The sequence below is a fragment of the Herpetosiphonaceae bacterium genome (assembly GCA_036374795.1).
Taxonomy (GTDB): domain Bacteria; phylum Chloroflexota; class Chloroflexia; order Chloroflexales; family Kallotenuaceae; genus LB3-1.
Window position 1 is genome coordinate 24,439 of the sequence record DASUTC010000210.1, and the last position, 24,624, is coordinate 49,062.

18 protein-coding genes and 1 pseudogene are annotated in these 24,624 nt (G+C 63.0%); 8 read left to right on the forward strand and 11 right to left on the reverse strand.

The features are described 5' to 3' along the window. Positions 1-258 precede the first annotated feature (258 nt). Entirely contained in the window at positions 259-4,704 is a 4,446-nt protein-coding gene (locus tag VFZ66_15780) for a PxKF domain-containing protein (GenBank protein ID HEX6290650.1), read from the forward strand. 311 nt (positions 4,705-5,015) lie between these two features. On the opposite strand, the gene VFZ66_15785 is transcribed toward VFZ66_15780, so the two are convergent. The 3 genes from VFZ66_15785 to VFZ66_15795 form a co-directional block, all read right to left on the reverse strand. Next, on the reverse strand, positions 5,016-5,933 hold the full coding sequence (locus VFZ66_15785; GenBank protein HEX6290651.1) for a TIGR03560 family F420-dependent LLM class oxidoreductase: 918 nt from the start codon (positions 5,931-5,933) through the stop codon (positions 5,016-5,018). A gap of 10 nt (positions 5,934-5,943) precedes the next feature. Beyond that, complete coding sequence (locus VFZ66_15790) at positions 5,944-6,768, reverse strand: hypothetical protein (GenBank protein HEX6290652.1); 825 nt, start codon at positions 6,766-6,768, stop codon at positions 5,944-5,946. A 93-nt stretch (positions 6,769-6,861) separates the two neighbouring features. Next, the gene (locus VFZ66_15795) at positions 6,862-7,794 is read right to left on the reverse strand and encodes a TIGR01777 family oxidoreductase (protein ID HEX6290653.1); all 933 of its coding nucleotides are present in this window, start codon (positions 7,792-7,794) and stop codon (positions 6,862-6,864) included. A 313-nt stretch (positions 7,795-8,107) separates the two neighbouring features. Between VFZ66_15795 and VFZ66_15800 the strand changes: the two genes are divergently transcribed. Continuing rightward, entirely contained in the window at positions 8,108-8,902 is a 795-nt protein-coding gene (locus VFZ66_15800) for an alpha/beta fold hydrolase (protein ID HEX6290654.1), read from the forward strand. Between the two features lie 426 nt (positions 8,903-9,328). Here VFZ66_15800 and VFZ66_15805 read toward each other — a convergent pair. Continuing rightward, positions 9,329-9,472, reverse strand: a pseudogene (locus VFZ66_15805) (transposase). A gap of 182 nt (positions 9,473-9,654) precedes the next feature. Here VFZ66_15805 and VFZ66_15810 point away from each other — a divergent pair. The 4 genes from VFZ66_15810 to VFZ66_15825 all read left to right on the forward strand — a co-directional run bounded on the left by VFZ66_15810 (position 9,655) and on the right by VFZ66_15825 (position 13,134). Next, positions 9,655-10,752 carry a hypothetical protein gene (locus VFZ66_15810; protein ID HEX6290655.1) on the forward strand — a complete coding sequence of 366 codons (1,098 nt, stop codon included), beginning with the start codon at positions 9,655-9,657 and terminating at the stop codon, positions 10,750-10,752. A gap of 591 nt (positions 10,753-11,343) precedes the next feature. Next, entirely contained in the window at positions 11,344-11,796 is a 453-nt protein-coding gene (locus tag VFZ66_15815; GenBank protein HEX6290656.1) for a hypothetical protein, read from the forward strand. A 345-nt stretch (positions 11,797-12,141) separates the two neighbouring features. Next, the gene (locus VFZ66_15820) at positions 12,142-12,633 is read left to right on the forward strand and encodes a pentapeptide repeat-containing protein (GenBank protein HEX6290657.1); all 492 of its coding nucleotides are present in this window, start codon (positions 12,142-12,144) and stop codon (positions 12,631-12,633) included. A gap of 96 nt (positions 12,634-12,729) precedes the next feature. Further along, entirely contained in the window at positions 12,730-13,134 is a 405-nt protein-coding gene (locus tag VFZ66_15825) for a hypothetical protein (GenBank protein ID HEX6290658.1), read from the forward strand. A gap of 101 nt (positions 13,135-13,235) precedes the next feature. Here VFZ66_15825 and VFZ66_15830 read toward each other — a convergent pair whose 3' ends face one another. Continuing rightward, on the reverse strand, positions 13,236-14,396 hold the full coding sequence (locus tag VFZ66_15830; GenBank protein HEX6290659.1) for an FAD-dependent oxidoreductase: 1,161 nt from the start codon (positions 14,394-14,396) through the stop codon (positions 13,236-13,238). Between the two features lie 240 nt (positions 14,397-14,636). Here VFZ66_15830 and VFZ66_15835 point away from each other — a divergent pair, with 240 nt between their 5' ends. Next, on the forward strand, positions 14,637-16,817 hold the full coding sequence (locus VFZ66_15835; protein ID HEX6290660.1) for an ATP-dependent RecD-like DNA helicase: 2,181 nt from the start codon (positions 14,637-14,639) through the stop codon (positions 16,815-16,817). Positions 16,818-16,918: 101 nt separating this feature from the next. After that, on the forward strand, positions 16,919-17,806 hold the full coding sequence (locus tag VFZ66_15840; protein HEX6290661.1) for a hypothetical protein: 888 nt from the start codon (positions 16,919-16,921) through the stop codon (positions 17,804-17,806). A 148-nt stretch (positions 17,807-17,954) separates the two neighbouring features. On the opposite strand, the gene VFZ66_15845 is transcribed toward VFZ66_15840, so the two are convergent. The 6 genes from VFZ66_15845 to VFZ66_15870 all read right to left on the reverse strand — a co-directional run bounded on the left by VFZ66_15845 (position 17,955) and on the right by VFZ66_15870 (position 24,479). Continuing rightward, positions 17,955-18,578: a phosphatase PAP2 family protein gene (locus VFZ66_15845; GenBank protein HEX6290662.1), complete on the reverse strand. Its 624-nt coding sequence runs from the start codon at positions 18,576-18,578 to the stop codon at positions 17,955-17,957. Between the two features lie 284 nt (positions 18,579-18,862). Then, positions 18,863-19,327: a YbhB/YbcL family Raf kinase inhibitor-like protein gene (locus VFZ66_15850; GenBank protein ID HEX6290663.1), complete on the reverse strand. Its 465-nt coding sequence runs from the start codon at positions 19,325-19,327 to the stop codon at positions 18,863-18,865. Between the two features lie 289 nt (positions 19,328-19,616). Beyond that, a complete protein-coding gene (locus tag VFZ66_15855; GenBank protein HEX6290664.1) occupies positions 19,617-20,780 on the reverse strand; it encodes a glycosyltransferase family 1 protein in 1,164 nt (387 codons plus the stop codon). A 9-nt stretch (positions 20,781-20,789) separates the two neighbouring features. Then, positions 20,790-21,857 carry a lysylphosphatidylglycerol synthase transmembrane domain-containing protein gene (locus tag VFZ66_15860; protein ID HEX6290665.1) on the reverse strand — a complete coding sequence of 356 codons (1,068 nt, stop codon included), beginning with the start codon at positions 21,855-21,857 and terminating at the stop codon, positions 20,790-20,792. A 135-nt stretch (positions 21,858-21,992) separates the two neighbouring features. Then, positions 21,993-23,486 carry an O-antigen ligase family protein gene (locus VFZ66_15865; GenBank protein HEX6290666.1) on the reverse strand — a complete coding sequence of 498 codons (1,494 nt, stop codon included), beginning with the start codon at positions 23,484-23,486 and terminating at the stop codon, positions 21,993-21,995. A 6-nt stretch (positions 23,487-23,492) separates the two neighbouring features. After that, on the reverse strand, positions 23,493-24,479 hold the full coding sequence (locus VFZ66_15870; protein HEX6290667.1) for a UDP-glucuronic acid decarboxylase family protein: 987 nt from the start codon (positions 24,477-24,479) through the stop codon (positions 23,493-23,495). Positions 24,480-24,624 lie beyond the last annotated feature (145 nt).

A 24,624-nucleotide genomic window follows, 5' to 3' on the forward strand; every position in this document is an offset into this window, starting at 1 on the left:
CGCGATCTGGCGCGTGTCAACGACGCTGAATGGCTGCCGCTGCGACATATGGCACGTTTGTGCCCCCCGCTATGGGCGGATTAGATGGATCGCTTGTGCGAAAGATGGTCGTATCCTCCTACCCCCTGCTGGCGATTAGTCCGATGTTGATTAAGCAACGAGACGGTATCCTTCCTATCAGCGAAAAGTGTTATCTCCATCTCCACCATGCTCGACGGATTGTTGACTCGGTAGTTCTATTGAAGGACGGATACGACTATGAACAGTCAACCCATGATGATCAAAAGGTTCAACACGCTTAGGCTATTCACAGTCCTGGGCATGGTGCTTGGTTTATTTGCACCGCTCACGCCGACCACGAGCGTGAGTGCCGCGTCGGTTAGCTCGGCCTCGTTCACCGGCGGCACCAGCACCATCAACGTGAGTGGTACTTTATACGCGAAGAATGGCGGCGCGCTGACTCTGACAGTCGTGACCGATAGTACGACCAAGTGTGTCGAAGTAGTGGGCGCTCATACCGCCACCCAAAGCTCGAACACGGTGAAGTCGTCTTGGACCTTCTCGTTCACTGCTGGCTCCGGCGACGGCGTGCGGACGGTAACAACGACCGCCTATCGGAGCTTTAACGGCCAAGGCAAATGTACGGCGAATGCAGGCGAGAGCGTGGGTGCGTACCCAGCCTCGTACATTCTTGATAACACTGGCCCGGTCGTGACGGCGGCGCTGACTCCCGCCGCGAACGCCGCAGGCTGGAATAACAGCAATGTTTCGATCGCCTGGACGGCCAGCGATGCAGGCTCCGGTGTTGCCAGCGGACCTATTCCCGCTACCGACAGCCAGCAGCAGAATACCCCAGGTGTCCCCAAGAGCGCGATTGCGACCGACCGGCTGGGCAACACCGGCAGCGCCTCGGTGACAGTCAAGCTCGACAAGACAGCGCCCTCGATCAATGCCAGTCGCACCCCGGACCCTAATAGCTTCGGCTGGAACAACAGCAGCGTGACGATTGAATTCACCTGCGCCGATGCGCTCTCTGGAATCAAGAGTTGTACCGGCGGCGGCTCCGTAACGCTGTCCAGCGAAGGTGCAAATCAGTCGGTTCCTGGCACCGCTATTGACAATGCTGACAACACGAATAACACTGGCGTGAGTGGCATCAACATCGACACGACGGATCCGACCTTGAGCGGTGCTCCGACGACCGCGCCGAATGCAGCCGGGTGGTACAAGAACGACGTGACGATCGACTGGACCGCCGCCGACACGCTTTCGGGCATCGTAGCGGAGCCAGCCAATAGCACGATCGGCGGCGAGGGCACGGACCTGATCGCTAGGGAGACGGTCAGCGACAGGGCGGGCAACACGACAAGCGCCACCAGCCCGGCGGTGAAGATCGACCGCACCGCGCCCAACACATCCGCGACAGCGCCGACGAGTTGGAACAATACCAACGTCACGGTGAGCCTCAACGCCGCCGATAACTCGTCGGGCGTCAAAGCCACCTACTTCAAGCTCAACGGCGGCGCGCAGCAGACAGGCACCAGCGTCGCGATCAGCGCCGAGGGCATCCATAGCCTCCAGTTCTGGAGCGAAGATCAGGCCGGTAACGTCGAGGCTGCGAAGTCGGTCCAGGTCAAGATCGACCGGACGCCGCCGACGATCAACCATACCCAGTCGCCAGCGGCAAATATCCTGGGCTGGAACAACAGCAATGTGACCGTCACCTTTACCTGTGCTGATAGCGGCGGCTCCGGCGTCGCAAGCTGCACCGCGCCCCAGACCGTGACCACCGAAGGCCAGAGTCAGGCCGTGACGGGCACCGCGACCGACCATGCTGGCAATACCGCGACCGATCCGGCAACGGTGAGCATCGATAAGACCAGGCCGACGGCGACGGCTGCCGCCGATCGTAGCGCCAACTCCCTTGGCTGGTACAACGACAATGTCACTGTTACCTTCACCTGCGCCGACGCGCTCTCCGGCCTGTATAGCTGCTCCGCTTCTCAGACGTTGGGCGAGGGCGCGAACCAGAGCGCCACGGGCGCGGCCAGTGACGCCGCAGGCAACGTCAGCGAAGCGGCTGTCGTCTCCGGCATCAACGTGGACAAGACCGCGCCGACGCTGAGCGGCGCTGCGACGACCGCGCCGAACGCCAACGGTTGGTACAACGGCGATGTGACTGTTCACTGGACGGCGGCGGACTCGCTCTCTGGACTCGCATCGGCTGCTCCTGACGCCAGCACGATCGTCGGCGAAGGCGACGACCTTTCCTCCAGCACCTCGGTCAGCGACAAGGCGGGCAACAGCGCCAGCACGACAGTCAAGGGGATCAAGATCGACCGCACCGCGCCGAGCACCCTCGCCAGCGTTCCCGCGCCGCTCGATAGCGGCTGGTACGCGGCTGGCTTCAATGTCACTCTGAACGGCATTGATACCATGTCGGGTGTTGACAAGACCTATTACAGCGTCAACGGCGGCGCTGCCCACGTGTACAGCGGCTCGTTCAACCATAACACTCCCGGCGTCAGCACCATCACCTTCTGGAGCGTGGACCAGGCTGGAAACGTTGAGGACAAGGCTGCGCCAGGTCACAGCATCACGCTCAAGATCGATAACCTGCCGCCAGCGATCCAGGGCATCCGCTCACCTGCGGCTAACGGCTTCGGCTGGAATAATGTCCCCGTGACGGTCAGCTTCACCTGCGCCGATGGCGAGTCCGGCCTGGCGTCAGGCGTGGCGGGCTGCACGGACGCCGTGACGCTGAGCAACGAGGGCGCGAGCCAGTCCGTTGTCGGCAATGCGCTCGACAATGCCGGTAACAGCAGCAGCGCCAAGGTTGAGGATATCAACATCGACACGACGGTTCCGACGCTGAGCGGTGCTCCGACGACTAACGCCAACGCTGCGGGCTGGTACAAGGGCGATGTGACGATCGCGTGGACCGCACAGGATGGCCTCGCAGGCATCGACCCGGCGACACAGCCAGCCGATAGCGTGATCACCGGCCAGGGCAGCAGCCTGAGCGCCGGACCTGTCAGCATCGCAGACAAGGCGGGCAACAGCACCAGCGCGACAGTCGGCGGCATCAAGATCGACCGCACCGCGCCGACGATCAGCGGTGCTACAGTCAACGACAATGGCACGGCGCGCAGCGCCAACGCAGCAGGCTGGTTCAACAGCGCCGTCCGCGTCCGCTTCACCTGCGCCGATACCCTCTCAGGCGTGCAGGAGTGCGCAAGCGATGTGCTGCTCACCGACGATGGTGTGAGCCAGCGCGCCAGCGGCACCGCGACTGATAAGGCCGACAACAGCGCCAGCGCAACGGTCAGCGGCATCAAGATCGATAGCCAGGCACCGCAGACATCCGCAAATAACCAGTGCGACAGCAAGAATGGCTGGTGCAAGGGACAGACCGCAACGGTCGTCCTCACGGCTGCCGATCAGTCTGGCCTCTCAGGCGTGAAGGAGATCCGCTACAGCGTCAACGGCGGCCCTGTGCAGAGCGCGACCGGCTCAACCGCGAATGTGAATGTTCCGCTCGCAGCGCGCAGCGGCCTCGCGACGGTCAAATTCTACGCCGTGGACAACGCAGGCAACAGCGAGCTAGAGAGCGGCGTGTCGCTCAAGTTCGACAACATTGCGCCGACAATGTCGCACACGCTCAACCCAACAGCAAATGCCGCCGGTTGGAACAAGGCGGACGTGACGGTTCACTTCGATGCGACGGATGATGATGGCGGCTCTGGCGTGGACCCCAGCACAGTAACGCCCGATCAGTCGGTCAGCACGGAGACAGCAGGCCAGACGATCAACGGCGAGGCCTACGACCTGGCGGGTAACAAAGGCACCGATGCCGTGACGGTCAGGCTCGACAAGACAGCGCCGACGATCAGCGGCGCGGCCACGACCGCCCCGAACGCCAACGGTTGGTACAACAGTTCTGTGACGGTGAAATTCACGTGCGCCGATGCGCTCTCAGGTGTTGCGACCTGCCCCGCCGATCAAATGCTGACGGCCAACGCTGCGAACCAGTCGATCACTGGCAAGGCGATTGACAAGGCCGACAACGCGCAGGATGTTGCGGTCACTGGCATCAACATCGACTCGGTTGCGCCGACGATCACGATCAACGGGCTGAAGGCAATCTACACGCTCGGCGAGGCGGCGGCGCTCTCCTGCACCGCAACCGATAGCGGCTCTGGCCTCGACAGCCCATGCGCGATCAGCGTCAGCGGCGGTACTGCCAACGGCGTCGGCACGTTCAACTACACGGCGACGGCGACCGATAAGGCTGGCAACCTGAAGACCGAATCGGGCACCTACAAGGTGATCTACAAGTGGGGCGGCTTCCAGCAGCCGATCAATGATACCGCCCACCAGATCGGCACCAGCACCAGCATCTTCAAGGGTGGCAGCACCGTACCGGTCAAGTTACAGCTCAAGAAGGCCGACGGCTCAATCGTTCAGTCTAATACCTTGCCGCAGTGGTTGACTCCGGCCAAGGGCAGCCCAACGACGGCTCAGGTGGATGAGAGCGTGTACAGCGATCCGGCGACAGGCGGAAGCACGTACAAGTACGATGCGACGGCTCAGCAGTACATCTACAACTGGAGCACCAAGGGTGCGGCGGTCGGCTACTACCACCGCATCGGCGTCACCCTGGACGACGGCCAGACCTACTACGTCAATATCGGTCTGCGGTAGGCATACACGACAGACGGGAGCCGGATCGCCCGGCTCCCGACACCCCCGCTCAGCAGACCTGCGTCATCCCCATGTCGCGATCACGCAGTGGCAAGGAACCTCTTGTGTACGGCTTCGCACGGGGCATGCGAAGATCATCGCAAGAGGTTCTTTGTTTAAACCAAAAACCGGGTGCCATGCGGGTGCCCTTTGGGCATGGGCGCCCGGCGGCACCGAGAACCAAACGAAGGAACAAACAACAACAGAACAAAACGCCCAATGGCTTTGTTCGCTTGTTTCCTTGTTCGCTTGTTCCCTCGCGCTTATTCCCCCTACACCTGCCCCACCACTGCCCGCGCCAGCGTCTCGATCCCATCCAGATCATCCAGATCGAGCCACTGGAGCATCACGCGCTGCACGCCTGCCTCGGCCAGCCGTCCAAGCTGCTCCACCACCTCCGCGCCCGTGCCCACCAGCACCCCGCGCCCGCGCAGCTCGGCGGCGTCGCGACCGTTGAGCTTGCGCTGCACTTCGGCGTCGTCGCGGCCAAACACGACGTTGGTCATCAGCGAGCGGCGCACCTCGCTGGGCTGTCGGCTTTGCTCGTGCAGCAGCGCGTCCAGCCTGGCGTTTAGCTCGGCGAACCTGGCCGGAGAGATGAACAGGGCGTTCCACTCGCGGGCGTAGCGCGCCACCAGCGGCAGCGTGCGTCTGGGACCGTTGCCGCCGATCAGAATCGGAGGGCCGCCGGGCCGCTGCGGACGCGGCAGCAGAATTGCCTCGTGCAGCCGGTAGAAATTGCCCGCGAACGAAACCGGCTCGTCGCCGTGGAGCAGCCGCGTGGTAACATCCAGCGCCTCCTCGAAGCGCGCGAAACGCTGCGGCAGCTCCAGCAGCTCGAAGCCGAAGTTGCGATGCTCACGCTCCTGCCAGCCCGTGCCCATGCCGAGCGTCAGCCGCCCGCCCGATAGATCGTCCACCGCGCTCGCCATGCGCGCCATGATCACCGGGTGGCGGAACGAGACTGGCGCGACCAGCGGCCCGAACTCGATCCGCTGCGTATGGCTTGCCAGCCACGTCAGCGACACCCACAGCTCCAGCGAGTCGATGTCGGGCGGGTTGGAGTTGGTGAAATGATCGGAGCGGTACAGGCCCGCAAAGCCAAGATCTTCCGCCGCCCGCGCGATCCGCTGCCAGCGCGGCCAGTTCAGGCCGTTCTGGCCTTCGAGCATCAATGCAACCTCAAGCATCGTCGTCCTTTCACGCCGGGAACTCTCCCTCCAGCGCCCGCAGATAGCGTGCCGCCGACCGCTCGACGGCGGCTTTGGCATCGCTTGCGACAATTGTCGGGAACCACGCGCCGTAGATCCGCTCGAAGGCGAAGTGGTCCACCGCCCGCACGATATGCTGCACCGCGCTCGCTGGCAGCGGGATCAGGTTGGGGTAGCTATACATAAAACTAACGTGTCGCCGATCCGCGACCACATGGATGATGTCGCCTGTGAGCAGCGCGCCGCGTCCGTCCGCTCCCGCCGTCCAGTGCAGGACTGTGCCGCCGGGAAAGTGACCGCCGCAGCGGATCAGCGTCAGATCTTCGCCAAGCGGGTGAGTCTCGCCCTCCCAAAAGACAATCGCCGCATCGGGCCGCATCACCCACTGTCGATCGGCGGCGTGGAGGTAGATCGGCACGTCGCCGAACGCCTGGCTCCACTCGAGCATCCCTGAGTAGTAGTGCGGATGCGAGATCGCAATTGCCGATAGACCGCCGCGCGCACGCACCGCCTCAACCGCCGCGTCGTCGAGCAGCGGGATACAGTCCCAGAGTATGTTGCCGCCCAGCGCTTCTACCAGCAGCGCCCGCTGCCCGATCCCCAAGCTCGGCTCGATGCCGATGCCGGTCAGTCCCGGCTCGTGCTCCTTGATCAGCGTATGGCGCTCGGCCCGCAGCGCCTCAAGCGTGGTCCACTGCTGGCCCTGGTAGCCGATGTACTGCCGCTCGTCCTCACAGATCGGGCAGTGGCCGGGCGGCTGCTCCGTGGGCGCGAACTGCGTGCCGCAGGTTGTACAGATAAACGCCTGCATCATGTCCTCCTTGACACGAGCTTACACCCTGTGCGCTTCCGGCGGGCTGTCCGATCGGGCAAGCCGCCTTTGGACCTTGGTTGGATCGCTGCGGCGTTACGCGCCCTTCCGCAGCAGTTGGCGGAGCGCCTGCTCCGAGTTCGGATACTTGAACTGATAGCCGAGATCAAGCGCCTTTTTGGGGATCACCCGCTGGCCCTCGGCCAGCATTCCGGACACCTCGCCCAGCACGATCCGCAGCGCAAAGCCGGGCACCGGAAACCATGAAGGCGAGCGCATCACTCTGCCGAGCGTCGCGCTAAAATCGCGGTTGGTCTGCGACTCCGGCGCGGCGGCGTTGAGCGGGCCGCGCACGCGCTGATCCTCAAGTGCCAGCATAATCAAGCCGATCTCGTCGTCAACGTGAATCCAGGGAAACCACTGCGTGCCGGGCAAGATCGGGCCGCCCGCGTAGAAGCGGAAGGGCAGCAGCATTTGCGGAAGCGCGCCCTCCCGTGGATCGAGCACGATGCCGGTGCGGACGATCGCCGTGCGAATACCCAGCTCCTCGGCTTTGGCTGCCTCGCGCTCCCACTCGATGCACGTCCGAGCCAGGAAATCGTCGCCGGGAGCCGCGCTCTCGTCCAGCTTCGTGTCGTCGCGAGCGCCGTAGTAGCCGACCGCCGAGCCGCTGACGAAGACCTGCGGCCTGTGCTGCGCTGCGCGCATCGCGTTGACCAGCCCGCGCGTGCCGATCACCCGGCTGTTGCGGATCTCGGCCTTGTAAGCGGCGCTCCAGCGCTTGCCGATGATCGGCGCTCCCGCCAGGTGGATCACGCCGTACGCGCCGTCGATCGCGCCGGTCCACGGCCCTTCCTCGGCGGGCGTCCACGTGATATACTCCGCAGCGCCCGGCAGTGAGCGCCGCGCCTGCTGCGGATCGCGCGAGAAGACCACGATCTGATAGCCTTTCGCCTTGAGCTGCTCGCATAGCCGCTTCCCAATCAGGCCGGTCGCTCCCGTAATAACTACACGTTTTGTATCAGCCATTGCTCTGCTCCTCGCTGATCGATGCGCCATGCACAGTAAATGCACAACGCTTGTCCATCTACCATGATAGGCCGAATTGCGCGCGCTGGCAAGAGTAAACCGCCGATTTGGCGATCATGCTTCACGAAGTTTCAAGTTTCAAGTGTCGAGTTTCGAGTTTCAAGTTCCAAGTTCCCTGGCTCTTGGTTTGCCCAGAGCGCACCCGGTTCGTTGTTCTTTTGTTCCTTCGTTCCCCGGTTCTTTTTTCTCTCATCCGCTGCCGCATGGCCCGTAACCTGCTGCTGTGCCGTAGAAGCTCATACATGGAGGACATATGCCAACGGCTGATCTCGACGGAATCTCGATCTTTTACCATGACGAAGGCCAGGGCGAGCCGCTGCTGCTGATCCACGGCTTTCCGCTCTCAAGCGATCTCTACCAGCCGCAGCGCGCGGCGCTCAGCCGCCGCTTTCGGGTGATCACGCCCGATCTGCGCGGCATGGGTCGCAGCGATGCGCTCCCCGGCGGCTACTCGATCGACGTCTACGCCGATGACCTGGTGGCGCTGCTCGATCATCTCGGCATCGGTCAGGCGATCGTCGGGGGCATGTCGATGGGCGGCTACGTGCTCTTCGCGCTGCTGCGTCGGCATCCCGATCGGGTCAAGGGGATCATTCTGCTCGATACCAAGGCCGCAGCCGATACCGAGGAAGGCCGGGCTGGCCGCTACAAGATGGCGGAGCAGGCCCGCAGTGAGGGCACCAGCGCGATTGCCGACGCGATGCTGCCCAAGATGCTGACCGAGCAGACCCGCGAGCAGCAGCCGGAGCTGGCACAGTTCGTGCGCGAGATGATGGCGACCACGTCCGTCGAGGGTATCGTCGGCGCGCTGGAGTCGATGGCGGCGCGGCCCGACTCGACGCCGCTGCTCGGCTCGATCGCGGTGCCCACGCTGATCGTCGTCGGGCGCGAGGATCAGGTGACGCCGCTCGCGGTTGCCCAGGAGATGCAGCAGGCGATCCCCGGCGCGCAGCTTGTGATCATCGACGGCGCGGCCCACGCGGCCAACCTCGAACGACCCGCCGCCGTCAACCAGGCGATCGAGGAGTGGGCCACAGAGTGGACATGAGTCGGTGCATCGAGCGTAGGCAGTAAAAATAGGAAGCCCTGCGCGGCGTGTATACATTGTTTGTGGCTATGCGGCTGCGAATCTAACGGGTATGCAGCCGGGTAGCCACTAGACGATCATCGTCCTCGCTTCCTGGCGGCTGTGCTGGCTCGGTCCGCTACACCAAAGATATTGAACGTTTGCTATTTTTTAAATATAGGTCTAAAGTCATACTCGGCGGTAGTACTGGATAAAACCACGCATAGTACTTATGGCCTAATTACTGGTCCTGGCTAGTTATAGTACACTCGGTTTAACTCTTCTAAACTAATAACCTATTTTTTACACACAACACCATTCTTAAATACCCCCCAATCATTTCACCCTCTACGGTATTTGGTAGCGATCAATATTTGGTTGCGACATCTTAATCGGCACGCCAACCGATTAGTGTCTGTTGCTATCACACCTCTTAAGGCGCTGACATTCCCGCTTTCGCCCTTGCTGCCGGACGTAACGTTGGATCGCTGTTTCACTCCCATATCGGCCAACCGTGGTGCTGAAATAGCCACGTGACCAGAAGGCTCCACCGCAGCCCCGGTGTCTTCATGTACGAAGACTCCTGACTCAATATGTTCAGAAATAAGGAGGTGGCGCAGTGAGTGGATGAGTACTGTGCTTGGTACTGATTTGTGGATCACTAATGGATCGGTACCACGTACTTTCTGTCACGTTCAGCCTGGAATTGAGTGCCTAGTGGAAGGATCTTCATCATGTCCACCACGTATCGAAAGATCACCCCTCTGTCCATTATCGTGTGTCTCACGATCGTTTCCTTAACTACGGCCTTCAACGCTCAAGCACGGTACTCCGAAGATAGGGGTGGGCGTTCGACAACAACGACCATCATGGCCTCCAAGGCGCAGCAGCAAGCATCGCTGGGCATGTGGACCCGCGAGGCGCGAACAGCGGCTAAGCCTTTGCCGCTCCCCTCAGAGGACGTCGCACCGCCGAATGCGGATGCAGCGCCGACGGGAGCGCCCAGTGCGGCTAGCAGCGGCGCGGCAGATCCCAAGGCTGTCCAGGCTGCTCAAGCACAATACCCCGAAGAGTGGGCCGCCCTCACAGCTAACTCCGATGCGACGACAATGGTCGAGCCAATGGGTACTGCGGGTGTCTTCACGAGCTACCTGGGCAATTACTTCTCCGAAATGCACACCTCCTTCCCGTACGCGGCAGTGGGCAAACTCTACTTCACGACTCCGGGCGGCAGTAGCTCGTGCAGCGCCTCTGTCATTAGCGGCAATAACATCATTGTCACCGCCGCCCACTGTGTCTTCGATACCTCCAATAATATCTGGTATAACAACTGGACCTTTGTTCCCGCAGACCGCGCTGGGGCTGCTCCTTTCGGCTCATTTCCCTGGGCCAGCGCCACTGTGTTGACCAACTGGATGAATGCCTCCGGCACAGACAGACGCTATGATGTCGCGGTGATCAATCTTGGGACCAATAGCTCCGGTATCCCTGTAACCTCCTACACGGGCTGGCTGGGTCGGTCGTGGAACTTCGGCTCCACCCAACATCATCACGCTATCGGCTATCCGAGCAACCTCGATAGCGGCCTGTACACCTATATCTGCGCCGCCGAAAGCTTCTCTGGTGGGACCGATGTTCTTGGGATGGGCTGCAATATGACCTTTGGCAGCAGCGGCGGTCCGTGGATTCGGGCCTTCACGCCCTACACTGGCGGCTCAGTCAACTATGTGAACTCCGTCGTAAGCGGCGGGACGCCAGGAACAAATACATTCTACGGCGCGCGCTTCAACGACAACAACATCGTACTGCTGTGTAATACGGCTGGCTGCTAGGCAGGAGCAATGTAGACGGCCATCCAGAGGGCTTGATAGCGTTGCATCAGGCCCTCTTTCTACTGGTATTACCTGTCGTATGTCGGCGAAGGATAATGCGCTCTATCAGCGATCGATCAATCCATTGATCTGTTAGGATTGCCTGGTGATGTGGCTGATCGCGGTCACGCCACTCTCGAAATCGAATGGCGCGCTGATCTTGACAACTGCTGTACCGTAGTAGCTATGATCCCTATGCGGCTAGTGGCATCCTGTACCTGTCCAACTCAATGGTCGTGCTGCCGTGGGTTATACAGGGAGGAAACGATGTTGAGACAATCTAAGCTCCCGCTCATATCCTCGATCATCCTGTCTTTCTTGCTCGTGCAGTGCGGAACCTACGACGGCGACAACAGTCAGTCCTTAGCCGAGCATCGAGATGATACTCCTCATGCTACCAGCCAAACTGTATCCATCTCAAATCCTGCGGTGCAGCGCACCCCGCAGGACTCTGCCGCTCGATCTTCTCCAGCCAATGCTACATCTGGTCAGCCAGGACAGGCTTCAAGCAGCGGGGGTACAGCTCCCAGCGGACCCGTCACACCAGCCCCGTTGGAGCATCCCGATCCTCGCACATGGCAGGCCTACGTCGATAGAACCTACCATTTTCGCATCGCCTACCCGCCGTACATAACAATTAAGCATGTGAGTGATGCAGAGCGCGCGCAGCTCACCCCGGTTCCATTGGCGGCAACCTATTTCCAAGACGGGCGAAACGAGCTTGCTGCTCTAGCGCCACCTCTGTTTTCAATCCGCATCTTTGCCAATGAGTCCCAGCAGCCTGTAGCAGACTGGCTTGTCGCATCAGGCTTGCTCAATCGTGAAGCCGGCTGGATCGCAGAGCCATTCACAGGAGCCAATGTATCGGGGGTTAAGGTGGTTTCGCCGACGCTCATGGCACCTGGCTGGTTTCTTTATGTGAGGCATAAGGGCTTTGTTTTCCAGCTTACTCCGCTGGGTGAGGATGCTGATCGCATGTTGAGCACCTTTGCCCTGACACAATAGGGCATCACTCGCCTGGCTGTCTCCAACAGATCTTCGCATCATGCGTCGCGAAGGTCATCACTGCCGCTCATGGGTGCCCAGGAGATGCAGCAGGCAATCGAAGAGGGGGCCGCGCCGTGGACGCAGCATGCCTTTGAAACCTGGGCTGGTACCCCATCGATCAGCTTGGCCGGGAACAACGCCGCATGATCTGCGGCGTTTGCCGTGTCGCGCTCGAAGAGCGTTATACTACAGATAGAAACATGTTTGAAGACGAGGCACTCATAATCATGCGAGGCATTGGACGGCTGCGCGCCGCGCGCGTCGGCGGCCTGTTCGTGCTGTGTGACGCATGGAGCGCGTGCTATGCTTGCGCCTGAGCTGCTTGCCCATCTGCTGGCGAAGGCGGCGCTGCTTGCAACCGATCCCGGCACGACCCGCCTCAATGCTGTCGATCTCAATCCTCCCGCGCTGCGCGGCTCGGAATTGTGCGGGGCACAGCTTGAAGGCGCGGATCTGCGCGACTCCGATCTGCGCGGCGCGGATCTGTCCCGCGCCAGGCTGCGCTACGCCAACGTGCGGCTCGTCGATCTGACCTATGCCTGCCTCGCCGAGGCCGATCTGCGCGAGGCGGACCTGTCGTACGCGAACTTGAGCAGCGCCGACCTGAGCAACGCCGATCTGTGTGGCGCGAACCTGACGGAGGCGATACTCAGCGGCGCGAACTTAAGCCATGCCAATCTGCGCGGCGCGTGCCTCCGGAACGCCAATCTGCTCGACGCCAATTTCGCAGGCGCTCACCTGAGTGAGATCGATGTGCGTGGCGCGATCTTGCCCGATGGCTTCAGATATGACTGAGCATATACCTTCCAGCGCAACCGATCAGGTGCGGTAAAGAGCGCGATGCGGTATCATCCAACAGCATACAATCGAACCAATCGAGCGAGGACTGTGATGGCAGATGAGCAAGCGCTGCGCCAGGCGGTCGGCGAGCTGGGCATCGGCAACATTCAGCGGCATATCTTCCTCTGCGCGGACCAGACCGAGCCGAAGTGTGCGCCCCATGCGGAGACGCTGGTGTCGTGGGATTTTTTGAAAAAGCGGCTCAAGCAGCTTGGCCTGACCGAGGGCAAGCAGATCGTCTTTCGGACAAAGGCGAATTGCCTCCGGGTCTGCGTCTCCGGCCCGATCGCCGTGGTCTATCCCGAAGGTACGTGGTATCGCGAGTGCTCTCCTGAGGTGCTGGAGCGCATCATTCAGGAGCACCTGATCGGCGGCCAGCCCGTCGAGGAGTATGCGTTCGCGTTCGATCCGCTGTGCGAGCTGGGCGATGAGCTGGATCCAGCAGCCAGGCGCTAAACGACCGCCGTACTCGGCGCAGGTACGACAGAAGACCCAGCGCCGGACGCGGCTTTGCGATGTCGCACGAGCAGTATAACGATTGTGGCGTTGCGCAGCGTCTAGAGCAGCTCCAGGGTGCTGTTTGGCTGTCCTTCCGCGAAGCGGCTCGGTCGCAGTGCATACGTGTCGAGCGTGCTGGCCTGTCCATCGAGCATGATCTCAGCTAGAAGCTGCCCTAGCGCGGGCGCATGCATCACGCCGTGGCCGGAGGAGCCATTGACGAGGTAGAAGTTCTCAACGCCCGGTGCCGGGCCTAGCAGCGCATGCTTGTCGGGCGACATCTCATACAGTCCTGCCCAGCAATGCTGACGATCGATGATTGTTCTGGCTAGACACGGCACCGATCGATGCGCGCGGCGCGTGACCTGCTCGACCCACAGATTGGAAACTGTGGTATCGAAGCGGTCGGCGGTCGCTGGCTGATCCGGCCACGCAAGCAGGATACGTCCGTCGCGGACCCGTAGATGAAAGCCGTCATCGGCGAAGACCGTCATCGGCATCTGCTCCGGCAGCAGATCGCAGGGCGCGGTGAGCGCAACCTGGCGGCGCAGCGGAGTGACCGGCAGATCGATGCCTGCGTAGCGGGCTACCGACGCGGCCCAGGCTCCAGCGGCATTAACAACACAGCCCGCTGCAATCGTTGCCGATGGCGTGCAGACCGCCGTGATACGGCTAGCGTCCATCTGGAAGCTCGTGCATGACGTGCCGCAGGCGAACCTGACGCCAAGCTCCTTTGCGCGCTCCATGTAGCCGTGCATCAGCGCCATGGGCCGGATAAAGCCATCGGTAGGGCAGAACACGCCGCCCAGCAGGTCCTCCGTGTCGATCGCGGGATTAATCTGCCGGATCTCTGTTGGGGATACAGCCTCAACTTCATGCAGGCCAGCCGCTCGCTGAATCTTCTGCGCGGCCAGCAGTGCGTCGAGCACCATCTGCTGGTGCGTAACAAACAGATAGCCATAGGGCCGATAGCCCGAATCGACGCCGCACTCTTCTGGAAAGCGGCGCAGCTTCTCGCGCGAGAGCAGCGACAGCCGGACGTTCGTCTCAGAGCTGAACTGGGCGCGAAAGCCGCCCGTCGCGCTGCCCGTGCTTCCCGTCCCCGGCTCCGAGCCAGAGTCGATGACCAGAATGTTGGAACAGCCGCGCGCGGCAAGATGGTAGGCGACGCTCGCGCCGATGACACCCGATCCAATGATGACCACATCAACAGATTGCATGGTTGGCTCCACAATTAGGATGCAGACGAACGTCGTGCTCTAGCCCAGGCATTATACAGAGTATGATCAAAGCGGCCTGCTGTCATAGCCAGGGCTCGACAGAGCGCGAGGAAGCGGTGTCCCGCAGGCTGAGGTCATGGCCTGACGCGATTGTTCTGCGCTTTGGTTGATTGTTCTTTGTTCTTTGTTCTTCTTCCGGTACAATGTAGATCTGATTACGCAGCAAGAAATCGGCGATCAATGGCAATCCTCGAAGGCTCTCTGGAGCGAATTACGTATCATAATGCCGACACCGGCTACACCGTCGCGCGCGTGCAGCCCGTCGGGAAGCGCTACCTTGTCGCGGTCGTCGGCAAGCTGCTCGGCGTACAGGTCGGCGAGTCGCTGCGCCTTGAGGGTGAGTGGGCCAGCCATCCTGAGCACGGCAAGCAGTTCAACGTCGTGGGCTGGCAGGCGATGCTGCCCGCCGATGTCGAGGGCATTCGCAAGTACCTCGGCTCCGGCCTGATCAAAGGGATCGGACCCAAGACCGCCGAGCGGATCGTCGATACCTTCGGCGTCGACACGCTGCGCGTGATCGAGCAGCAGCCGGAGCGGCTGCGCGAGGTGTCGGGCCTGGGCCGCAAGAAGATCGACGATATTACGCGCGCCTGGCACGAGCAGCAGGGCATCAAGGCGCTGATGACGCTGCTGCAAAGCCACAATATCACGCCCTCGCTGGCGATCCGCATCTATCGCCACTACGCCGAGCAGGCGCTGACGATCGTCCAGGATCATCCGTACCGGCTGGCCGACGAGGTCTTCGGCATCGGCTTTCTGACCGCCGACGAGATCGCGCAGGCGCAGGGCGTGCCCTACGACGACGCCTTCCGCATCGGCGCGGGCATTCGGCATGTGCTGAGCGAGGCCGCCAACGACGGGCATTGCTACCTGCCGCGCGACGAGCTGCTGCCGCGTGCGGCGCGCATCCTCCAGGTGGACGAGGCGGCGGTTCTGGCGACGCTCCAAAATATCGACGCGGCTGGCGAGGTCCATGTGGATGATGTCGATGGCGTGCCCGCGATCTACCTGCTGCCGTTCTATCGCGCCGAGCTGGGCGTTGCCAACTCGATCCGCATCATTCAGTCGACGCCGTCGCCGCTGTTGCAGCAATCCCGGCGCATGGACTGGGCGCGGCTCTGGGATCAGCTTGCGGCGGAGAGCGGCTTTCGGCTGACCGAGAAGCAGCAGGCGGCGGTCAAAGCGGCGCTCTCGACCAAGCTGCTGGTGCTGACGGGCGGGCCGGGCACGGGCAAGACCTCGACCATGCGCGCGATCATCGTGCTGCTGGAGAAGCTCAATAAGCGCTACGTGCTGGCATCGCCGACGGGCCGCGCCGCCAAGCGGCTGAGCGAGGCCACCGGCGCGGAGGCTAAGACGATCCATCGTCTGCTTGAGTACTCGCCGATCGGCGGGGGCGGCCAGCAGTTCAAGCGCGACCGCGATAATCCGCTGCCGTGCGATATGCTGGTGGTCGACGAGGCTTCGATGCTCGATGTGCTGCTCTGCAACAGCCTGCTGAAGGCCGTGCCGCCCAGCGCGCATGTGCTCTTCGTCGGCGATGTCGATCAACTGCCATCGGTCGGGCCGGGCAACGTCCTGCACGATCTGATCGAAAGCTGGGCGGTGACGACGGTCCAGCTCGATCGCGTCTTTCGGCAGGCGGAGGGATCGGGCATTATCACCAACGCCCATCGCATCAACCACGGCGAGCAGCCGCAACTGCGCGGCCTTGACGATTTCTTTTTCTTTCCGCGTCCGCAGCCCGACGCTTGCGCCGAGCTGGTCGTCGATCTGGTCTGCAACCGCATTCCGCGCCGCTTTGGCTGCGATCCGCGCCGCGCGATCCAGGTGCTCTCGCCGATGCATCGCGGTCCAGCGGGCGTTCAGTCGCTTAACAAGCTGCTGCAAGAGGCGCTCAATCCGCCGCACCCGACCAAGACCGAGCGCACCTGGGGCGAGACGATCTTTCGCCTGGGCGATCGGGTGATGCAGGTGCGCAACAACTACGATCTCGACGTGTACAACGGCGATGTCGGCGAGATTGTCTCGATCGATCGTGATGATCAGAAGCTAACCGTGCGCTTCGAGGAGGCGCGCGGCGCTCGTGAGGTCAGCTACGACTGGGCCTACCTCGACGAGTTGCAGCTAGCCTATGCGCTCAGCATTCACAAATCGCAGGGCGGCGAGTATCCTGTGGTGGTCGTGCCGCTGCTCAGGCAGCACTTTGTGCTCTTGCAGCGCAACCTGCTCTACACTGCGATTACCCGCGCGAAGCATACCGTGGTGCTGGTCGGCGACCAGCAGGCGATCGAGATTGCGGTCGAGAATAACCGCGTCGCGCAGCGCTACACCGGCTTGCAGCGCCGCCTGCGGGTGTAACCCGCCCGTCATGCCTGGCTCAGTCGCCCGCGATTGGCCCGGCTGCCGATCGCTGCTACACTGCACGCGAAGCCAGATCCAAGCCATCCCCAAGGAGCGTCATGCGCCGTCTTAGTATTCTCGGATTGCTCGTGCTCGCGCTGGCGGGCTGCCAGATGCGCGTGCCGGTCGAGCCGATTCCCACGCCAACCGCTACGCCTGCCGCGCAGGTGCGCCTGCCGTTTGTCTCCGGCCCGCAGGCATCCGCTACGCCTACCCGCACCCCGCAGCCAACCTTGACGCCCACGTCCACGCCGACGATCACACACACGCCGCTGTCGACGCTGACGCCGCTGCCAACGGTCACGCCGACGACCGACCCAGCCAGCGCGCCGGTCGTGCTGATCGCGCAGCCGGTCGCGAGCGAGTTTGTCACCACCGCGATCACGGTGACAGGCAGAGTTGCCAATACCACAGCCGGTATCGTTCGCATCCAGGCGCGCACGCCCGACGGGCAGCCGGTGGGGCGGGAGCCGGTGCTGGTGACGACGCAGGTCCTCAGCGATGGTCTGGGCTTTGTCGGCACGCTGGCGGTTGAGCCGCCGCCTACGCCGCGCCAGATGGCGGTCGCGGCGCTCTGGTCCCCGTCGGAGGGCGAAGCACCCGCCGCCGAGGCCAGCCAGCTCGTCTCGATCCTGGGACGCTACGGGCGCGTGGATCGGCTGATCATCGAGGGGCCACGGCCCTACGAGCGCGGCGATGCTCCCCAGCTTGTCGTGCGCGGAGCCGCGCCCGGCCCGCCCGCCAAGATTCTGGCCCGGCTGCTGGACGAGAACGATCAGGTGGTCGAGACGACCGAGGCATTGCTTGCGTGGTATCAGCCGGGCCTGCCCTGCGCCTTCGACGCCGTCCTGCCGAATAATCCCGCCGGCACGCAGCTTCAGGTGATCAGCCTTGGCCCCGATGATGCCGTGATCGAGGCCGTGCGGGTGCGGCTGACGGAGAGGTAGAGTGCGAGAACCAGGAACCAAGAACTAAGAACCGGGTGCCAGGCGGGTGCCATGCCCAGAGGGCGCCCGGCATGGGCGCCCGGCGCACCAAGAACCAGGAGCCGGAAACTCGAAACTTGGAACTCGAAACTTGGAACTTGGAACTCTGCTACTGCAACGCCAGCAGCACCGAGATGGACGCGATCGCCCAGCCCGCGATCACCTGCCCGATCGTATGATTGCCGGTGCGAATACGCGCCCAGCCAAGCGCCAGCGCGATCAGCCAGAGCGTTACCCAGATCGGCGACGGCAAGAACTTGGTGCTGAGAGTCGCCAGCGTAGCGATCGACGCCGAGTGAACGCTGACCTTCCAGACGAAGTTGATCAGCATACATACCACCATCGTGCCGATCGACGCGCCGATCATCCGTAAAAAGATCGTCGGGACGCTGAGCGCGTACAGCGCCAGGCTGGCAAGCACGACGGTGCCCAGCGAGAAATAGTAGAGGCCGTGGCGCTGATTGCGCTGCGAGATGTCGTCGTCGGAGAAGTGGCCGCGAAACAGCCGGAAGTAAAAGTAGATCGTCGGCGGCAAGATCAGCAGGGTGATGGCGATCAGCGCCCAGCCCAGGCCGCGCAGCCGCCCTGCCGCAAAATCGTCGGCGAACGCGCCCACAATCAAAAAAGAGGCGATCCCGTTGGTGATCGGATGGAATATCTGTGACAGCCACCGCCCGATGCGGTAGGAGGTATCCTGCGCGACGGGATTGCCGAACTGATCGATCGCTGGCATCTATCTGCTCCATCGACGTACGCGCGAGCGTACGCACGCTAAATCCAAATCATGACGCTCCATGATCTATAGGCCGATACGTGTACAGCAAGCGTTGCGCCACTCAGTCTGCCGCGCTGGCGCGCGTCGGCCGCGCTCGTCACCGGCCTGGAGATGAACGGCTCAGGCATTATACAGCATAAGCTCCTGTCGGCTGCCTGCCGATGTCGGGGCGCGCCCAGGCTGCGGCAAAAGCACCTGCTGCTCGCACGCTGTCGCTGGCGGCCAGGGGTGTGCCTGGCCCGCTACCGGCGTTGGTAGGTTCCGATCAGCTCGCCCTGTGCCAGGATATGGCCCTCCATCGCTTGCAGCAATTGCTGCTTGGTCGCGCCGCCTTCGAGGCTAAGCTGCGTGTCGAGGGCGTAGAGCTTGAAGAAGTAGCGATGGCTGCCGCTGGGCGGGCACGGACCGCCGTAGCCGAGCTTCCTAAAATCATTGGTGCCGTGTCGCGCGCCATTGTCGAGGCTGCGCAGCGCCGGGATGTTTTCGGGCAGTTGCGTGACGGACGCCGGTAGATTGTAGAGCACCCAATGCACCCAGGTGCCGCGCGGCGCGTCAGGATCGTCCGCGATCAGCGCGAAGCTCTGCGTTCCGCTGGGCGCGCCTGACCACGCCAGGGGCGGCGAGATATTCGTGCCATCGCAGGTGTACTGGCTGGGGATCGCGGCATGGGCGCTAAACGCCGCGCTTGTCACCGTCATCGTCTGCATAGATCCTCCTGAGGGAGTCCGCCGCAGATGGAGCCTGCTGGCAGCCAGCCAGCCACCACACGATCAGCGCTCCCGTCCACACATGCACATCGTTCGACGCATGGCTGCTCCCGCTGGTTGCGCGGCTCGATCGTCGCATGTCGACGCCTGCCGATCGTGCTGCCGAATGCGATCGGCGCCTCAGGATCATGCCGCCGCTCTTATGATAGAACGCCTGGCAAGTCGATCGGGGCGGGAATAATCGAGGAGGAAAGATCGCGGGAGGAGCAAGCCGTAGTGCCGAGAGGTGCTACTGGCGCTGTGCTATCGCGCGATACACCGCGTGCAACTGCGCCGCCGCCGTATCCCACGAGAATCGCGCCGCCTGATCGGGTCCGCGCCGCCGGGCGGCCTCCGTCAGCGCCGGATCGTCGAGCAGCCGCCGAATGCCCGCCGCGATGCTCTCGACGCTGGCAGGCTGCACGAGCACGCCCAGATCGCCCGCGACTTCGGGCAGGCTCGATGTGTCGGAGGTCAGCACGGGCGTGCCGCACGCCAGCGACTCCAGCACGGGAAAGCCAAAGCCCTCGTACAGCGACGGATAGACCGTCGCCGTCGCCAGCGTATAGAGCACCGGCAGATCGGCGTCGTCGATTGGGCCGAGCATTCGCACGCCGGGTGTGTGCTCCGCCCGCGCCACGATCGTATCCGAGAGCCAGCCGGGCTTGCCGCCAAGCGCAAGCTGAAGCGCATCGGGCGCGGTGCTGGTGGCGTGGAGCACCTGCTGATACGCCTCGATCAGGTGCTCCAAATTCTTGCGCGGCTCCAGCGTCCCGATGAAGAAGAGAAAGCGCTCCGGCAGCTCGTACCGATCCTGCACCGCTTGCAGCCGCGCCGGGTCGGTCGCGCGCTTGAAGTGCGCTGCGACGCCGGGATAGAGCACGGTGATCTTCGAGGCCGGAACCTGCATCAGGCGTTGGAGATCGCGCCTGGTGCTCTCGGAGTCGGCGAGGACGTGACCGGCGCGCTGGAGCGAGCGCGGCACTGCCTGCTCAAGGTAGCGCCGCAGACTGGCAAAGGCCGTTTCGGGATGCACCCGAAACGTCAGGTCGTGGACCGTCAGCAGCGACGGCGCGCGCCTGATGGGCGGCAGCACAAAATCGGGCGCGTGAACCAGATCGACCGGGCCGGTCCAGCGCTCGACCGCAATCGGCAGCCGCGCGCGCTGCCAGACGATCGTCAGCCAGCGCTCAGGCAGCGGAATAGGCGCGGCGCGCACCTGGGGAAACTCCGCCTGTAGCTCGCGCAGCCCGCGCATGCCCCAGTGATCGGGCGGCAGATCGCGGGCGGCATAGAACAGCGCCAGCTCATCGCCCGTCTGGAGTCGCAAAAACGCGCGCACCAGATCGCGTGTGTAGCGTCCGATGCCCGCAGGTTGTCGCAGCGCCGCGTTGTAGTCGAGTGCGATCCGCATCGCGGCGCGCTACTTCCGCTTCGAGAAGAGATACAGCACGAAGCCGAAGATCACGATGCTCCAGTAGTTGATCACCCGGTCGAGCACCGCGACCGCGCTGGCAATCGCTATCGGCACGCCAAACAGCGGCGAGCTGAGCACGCCGATGATCCCGCCTTCGACCAATCCCAGGCCGCCCGGCGTCGCGGGCACGGTCGTCAGCAGCGAGCCCATCAGCGCCACGAAGATCACCGACAGCAGATTGAGGTGCAGCCCGCCCATCGCCTCGATCACCAGAAAGAGCCGCAGCGACTCGCCCATCCACACCAGCGAGGTCAGAAAGAAGAGCAGCGGCAGGCTGCGTGCTTTGAGCGAGCCGAGCGTGCCCGCCTCGAACGAGCCGTAGACGCGCTCCAATCGCGACGGGATGATCCGCCGGATCAGCGGGCTGAGAAAGCGCATCGCCGCCAGCCCGGTGACGATCACGATCACCAGGAACAGGCCGAAGATGAAGACATACCGCGCGCTCGACGGCAGCCGCGTGCCGAAGACGCTCCAGCCCGACGCGACCAGCAGCGCGAAGAGCACGATCATGTCGAGCAGCCGCTCCGCGAAGATCGTGCCGAACGAGCGCGAGAACGAGACATCTCCGTTGTGCTTGAGCAGGTAGCCGCGATAGGCGTCGCCCAGCTTGGCGGGCACCACGCAGTTGGCAAACCACGACAGCCCGATATACTCCGTCAGCGCTGGCAGCGAGGCCCACGAGTGGCGGCCCTCGTCGACCGGAAAGTTGGCGTTGCGTAGCAGGATGCGCCAGCGCAGCGCGCGGATCGGAAACGTCAGATAGAACGTCGCGAAGGCCAACAGGTAGAGCGCCGGATTGACCTTGCGCATCTGCTGCCATGTCTCCGCCAGGTTAATATCGAATCCACGGAAAACGAAGATAATGATCGCGACCGCAATCGCGATGCTGATCAGCGAGCGCGGATTGAGCATCCGCTCTTTGAGCGAAAAACCACGCTCGGCAACCTCGTCGGTCGGCTCCTCCGGCACGACCGGCTCTTCGTTTTCACCTGTGTACACTTTCGATGTGCTCATCTACCCTCAACCAGAAGAACAAACAACCAAACGAAAGAATAAAGAACAAAGAACAAAGAACAGGAAACTCGGAACTTGAAACTTTGAAACTTTGAACTCGAACTCCCCAACAGCGCTCCTTAGCTTCTGCACGAGCTATGTCGCGCGCTCTGTATCGTCCGCCCACCGCTGCGCGATGATCGCGAGCGCCCACACGCCGCTCAGTTGGATACCCATGTTGAGCACATGCAGGTTTTCAAAGACGTTATGACCAGCAACGGCGGCTATGATACCACAAACGCCGACCGCGGCGGCTCCCCAGGCGGTGCCAGGCAGCCGCCAGCGCGCCCGCAGCGCCTCGCGCGTCATCGCGCCGATCAGCAGCAGGTAGCTCAGCAGCCCGAAGATCCCGCTCTCGGCCAGCGTGTGGATGTAGTAGTTGTGCGCGTGGCCTTGCGAGATCGACCAGGGCGCGACGAAGAAGTCAGGGTAGGCGACGTTGTAGTTGCCCACGCCGACGCCGAAGAGCGGATAGGCTCGATACATGCGCCAGCCTGCCTGCCAGTGCGCCATGCGCTCGACGATCGCGAAGTTTTCGGGCGTGACGCTGACCTGGCCCGCGTCGAAGATCCGCAGGTTGTTCGTGATCGTTTGCAGCCGATCGGTGAGCGCGACCGGCAGCGCGCTGAACGCGCCCAGCAGCCCTACCAGCAGCCCGACGATCACCACCAGCCCGGCCATGCCAGCCGTGCGCCGTCCGGCTACCAGCGCCAGCACGCCCACGCCGACTATCGCGCCGATCCAGCCGCCGCGCGAGTACGACGCGAATAGACCGGCCAGCAGCAGGAACGCGAAACCGGCAAAGACCGGAACCAGGAACCAGGAGCCGAGAACCGAGAACCGAGAACTCGAAACCTGGAACGTGGAACCTGGAACGTGGAACTCGGATCGCCGCTTGCCGATAAAAAATCCCGCCAGCGCAACCGCCAGCGGCCAGCCCATGTTGAGGTAGCCTGCGAACGGGTTGGGCTTGCCGAAGGTGGCGTAGGCGCGGGCGAAGCGACCGCCCAGGATCAAAAAGCTGGCGGGCGCGGAGGCCGTGACGAACTGGTACAGCCCGATCAGCGCCGCGATCGTCGGCCCCAGCAGCAGCACGATCAGCAGACCCCAGGCCCGTCGCCGGTCGGTGATGGTGCCGAGCGTCAGCACGAATGCCAGGAACGACGCCACCCAGCGCGCGAACTGGAGCACGCCATCGAGGCGCGAGTAGGGCGTGAACGCGATCGAGGCGAGCTGCACGCCCAGGAAGATCAGCCACGGCGCGAGCAGCCGCAGGCCAAGCCGCCGCTCAGGATGCGCCAGCACCCGCAGCATCCACGTGCTGAAGGCCAGCAGCACCACCGCCTGCGTGACTGTCAGCCCCGCCGGAAGATGCACTACCTCCTGCACCGGAACCGAGAGGATCGCGGCGTACAGGCCAAACGCAGGCTCGACGATCGTCAGCGTCACCACGAGCAGCCCGCCGACGAGCGCCGCCGCGATCCACAGCGGCAGCACCGCCAGCGCGACGACCAGCAGCGCGATCGGGATCGTCAGCAGGAGCGATCTGGACCAGCCATGCCCTACTCGTGAGCCGCTGAGCGTCGTCATTCGCGCCTAACCATGCGCTTTCGCCTCGCCGGCAACGGCGGGCAACTGCCCCAGCTTGTGCAGCTCGTCGCGGAAGTACGGCACGGTCAGCCGAATGCCCTCGGCCAGTTCGACCTTCGGCTCCCAGTCGAGGATGCGGCGCGCCTTGGCGATGTCGGGCTGTCGCGTCTGCGGATCGTCCTGAATGCGCAGCTCCGGCTTGACGACGATCCCGGCGGGATTGTCCGTGAGTCGATTGACCAGCTCGGCAAACTCGCGGATTGTGAACTCGTTCGGATTGCCAATGTTGACCGGCTCGGCCTCGTCCGATTGCAGCAGGCGATAGATACCCTCGACCAGATCGCTGACGTACTGGAACGAGCGCGTCTGCTGGCCGTCGCCGTAGACCGTCAGCGGCTCCTGGCGGAGCGCCTGCTGGATAAAGTTGGGCACGACTCGTCCATCGTTGAGGCGCATGCGCGGCCCGTAGGTGTTGAAGATCCGCACGATGCGCGTTTCAAGGCCGTGGTAGCGGTGATAGGCCATCGTGATCGCCTCGGCAAAGCGCTTGGCCTCGTCGTACACGCCGCGCGGCCCCACGGGGTTGACGTTGCCCCAGTACGTCTCCGGCTGCGGGTGGACCAGCGGATCGCCATAGACCTCGGAGGTCGAGGCCAGCAGAAAGCGCGCGCCTTTCGCCATCGCCAGGCCCAGCGCGTTGTGCGTGCCGAGCGCGCCGACTTTGAGCGTCTGGATCGGCAGATCAAGGTAATCGATCGGGCTGGCGGGCGAGGCAAAGTGTAGGATCGCGTCGAGCGGCCCCGCCACGTAGATATAGTTGGACACATCGTGCTTGACGAAGCGGAAGCGCTCGTTGCCGTTCAGATGCGCGATGTTGTCGGTGCTGCCCGTCAGCAGATTATCCATTGCCAGCACCTCGTGGCCCTCGGCCAGGAAGCGCTCGCAGAGGTGCGAGCCGATGAAACCGGCTCCGCCTGTTATCAGAACACGCATACCAATCCTTTACGTGTAGTCGGGTGTATCAGCAAGAGAAACGCGCCGCCGCGCCATGAAGTTACGCTGAACGTTCCACCATCGTCGGGATCGGATCGTAGGGGCACAGCGTGCCGTGCCCTGGGGCGTATAGCATACGCCCCCT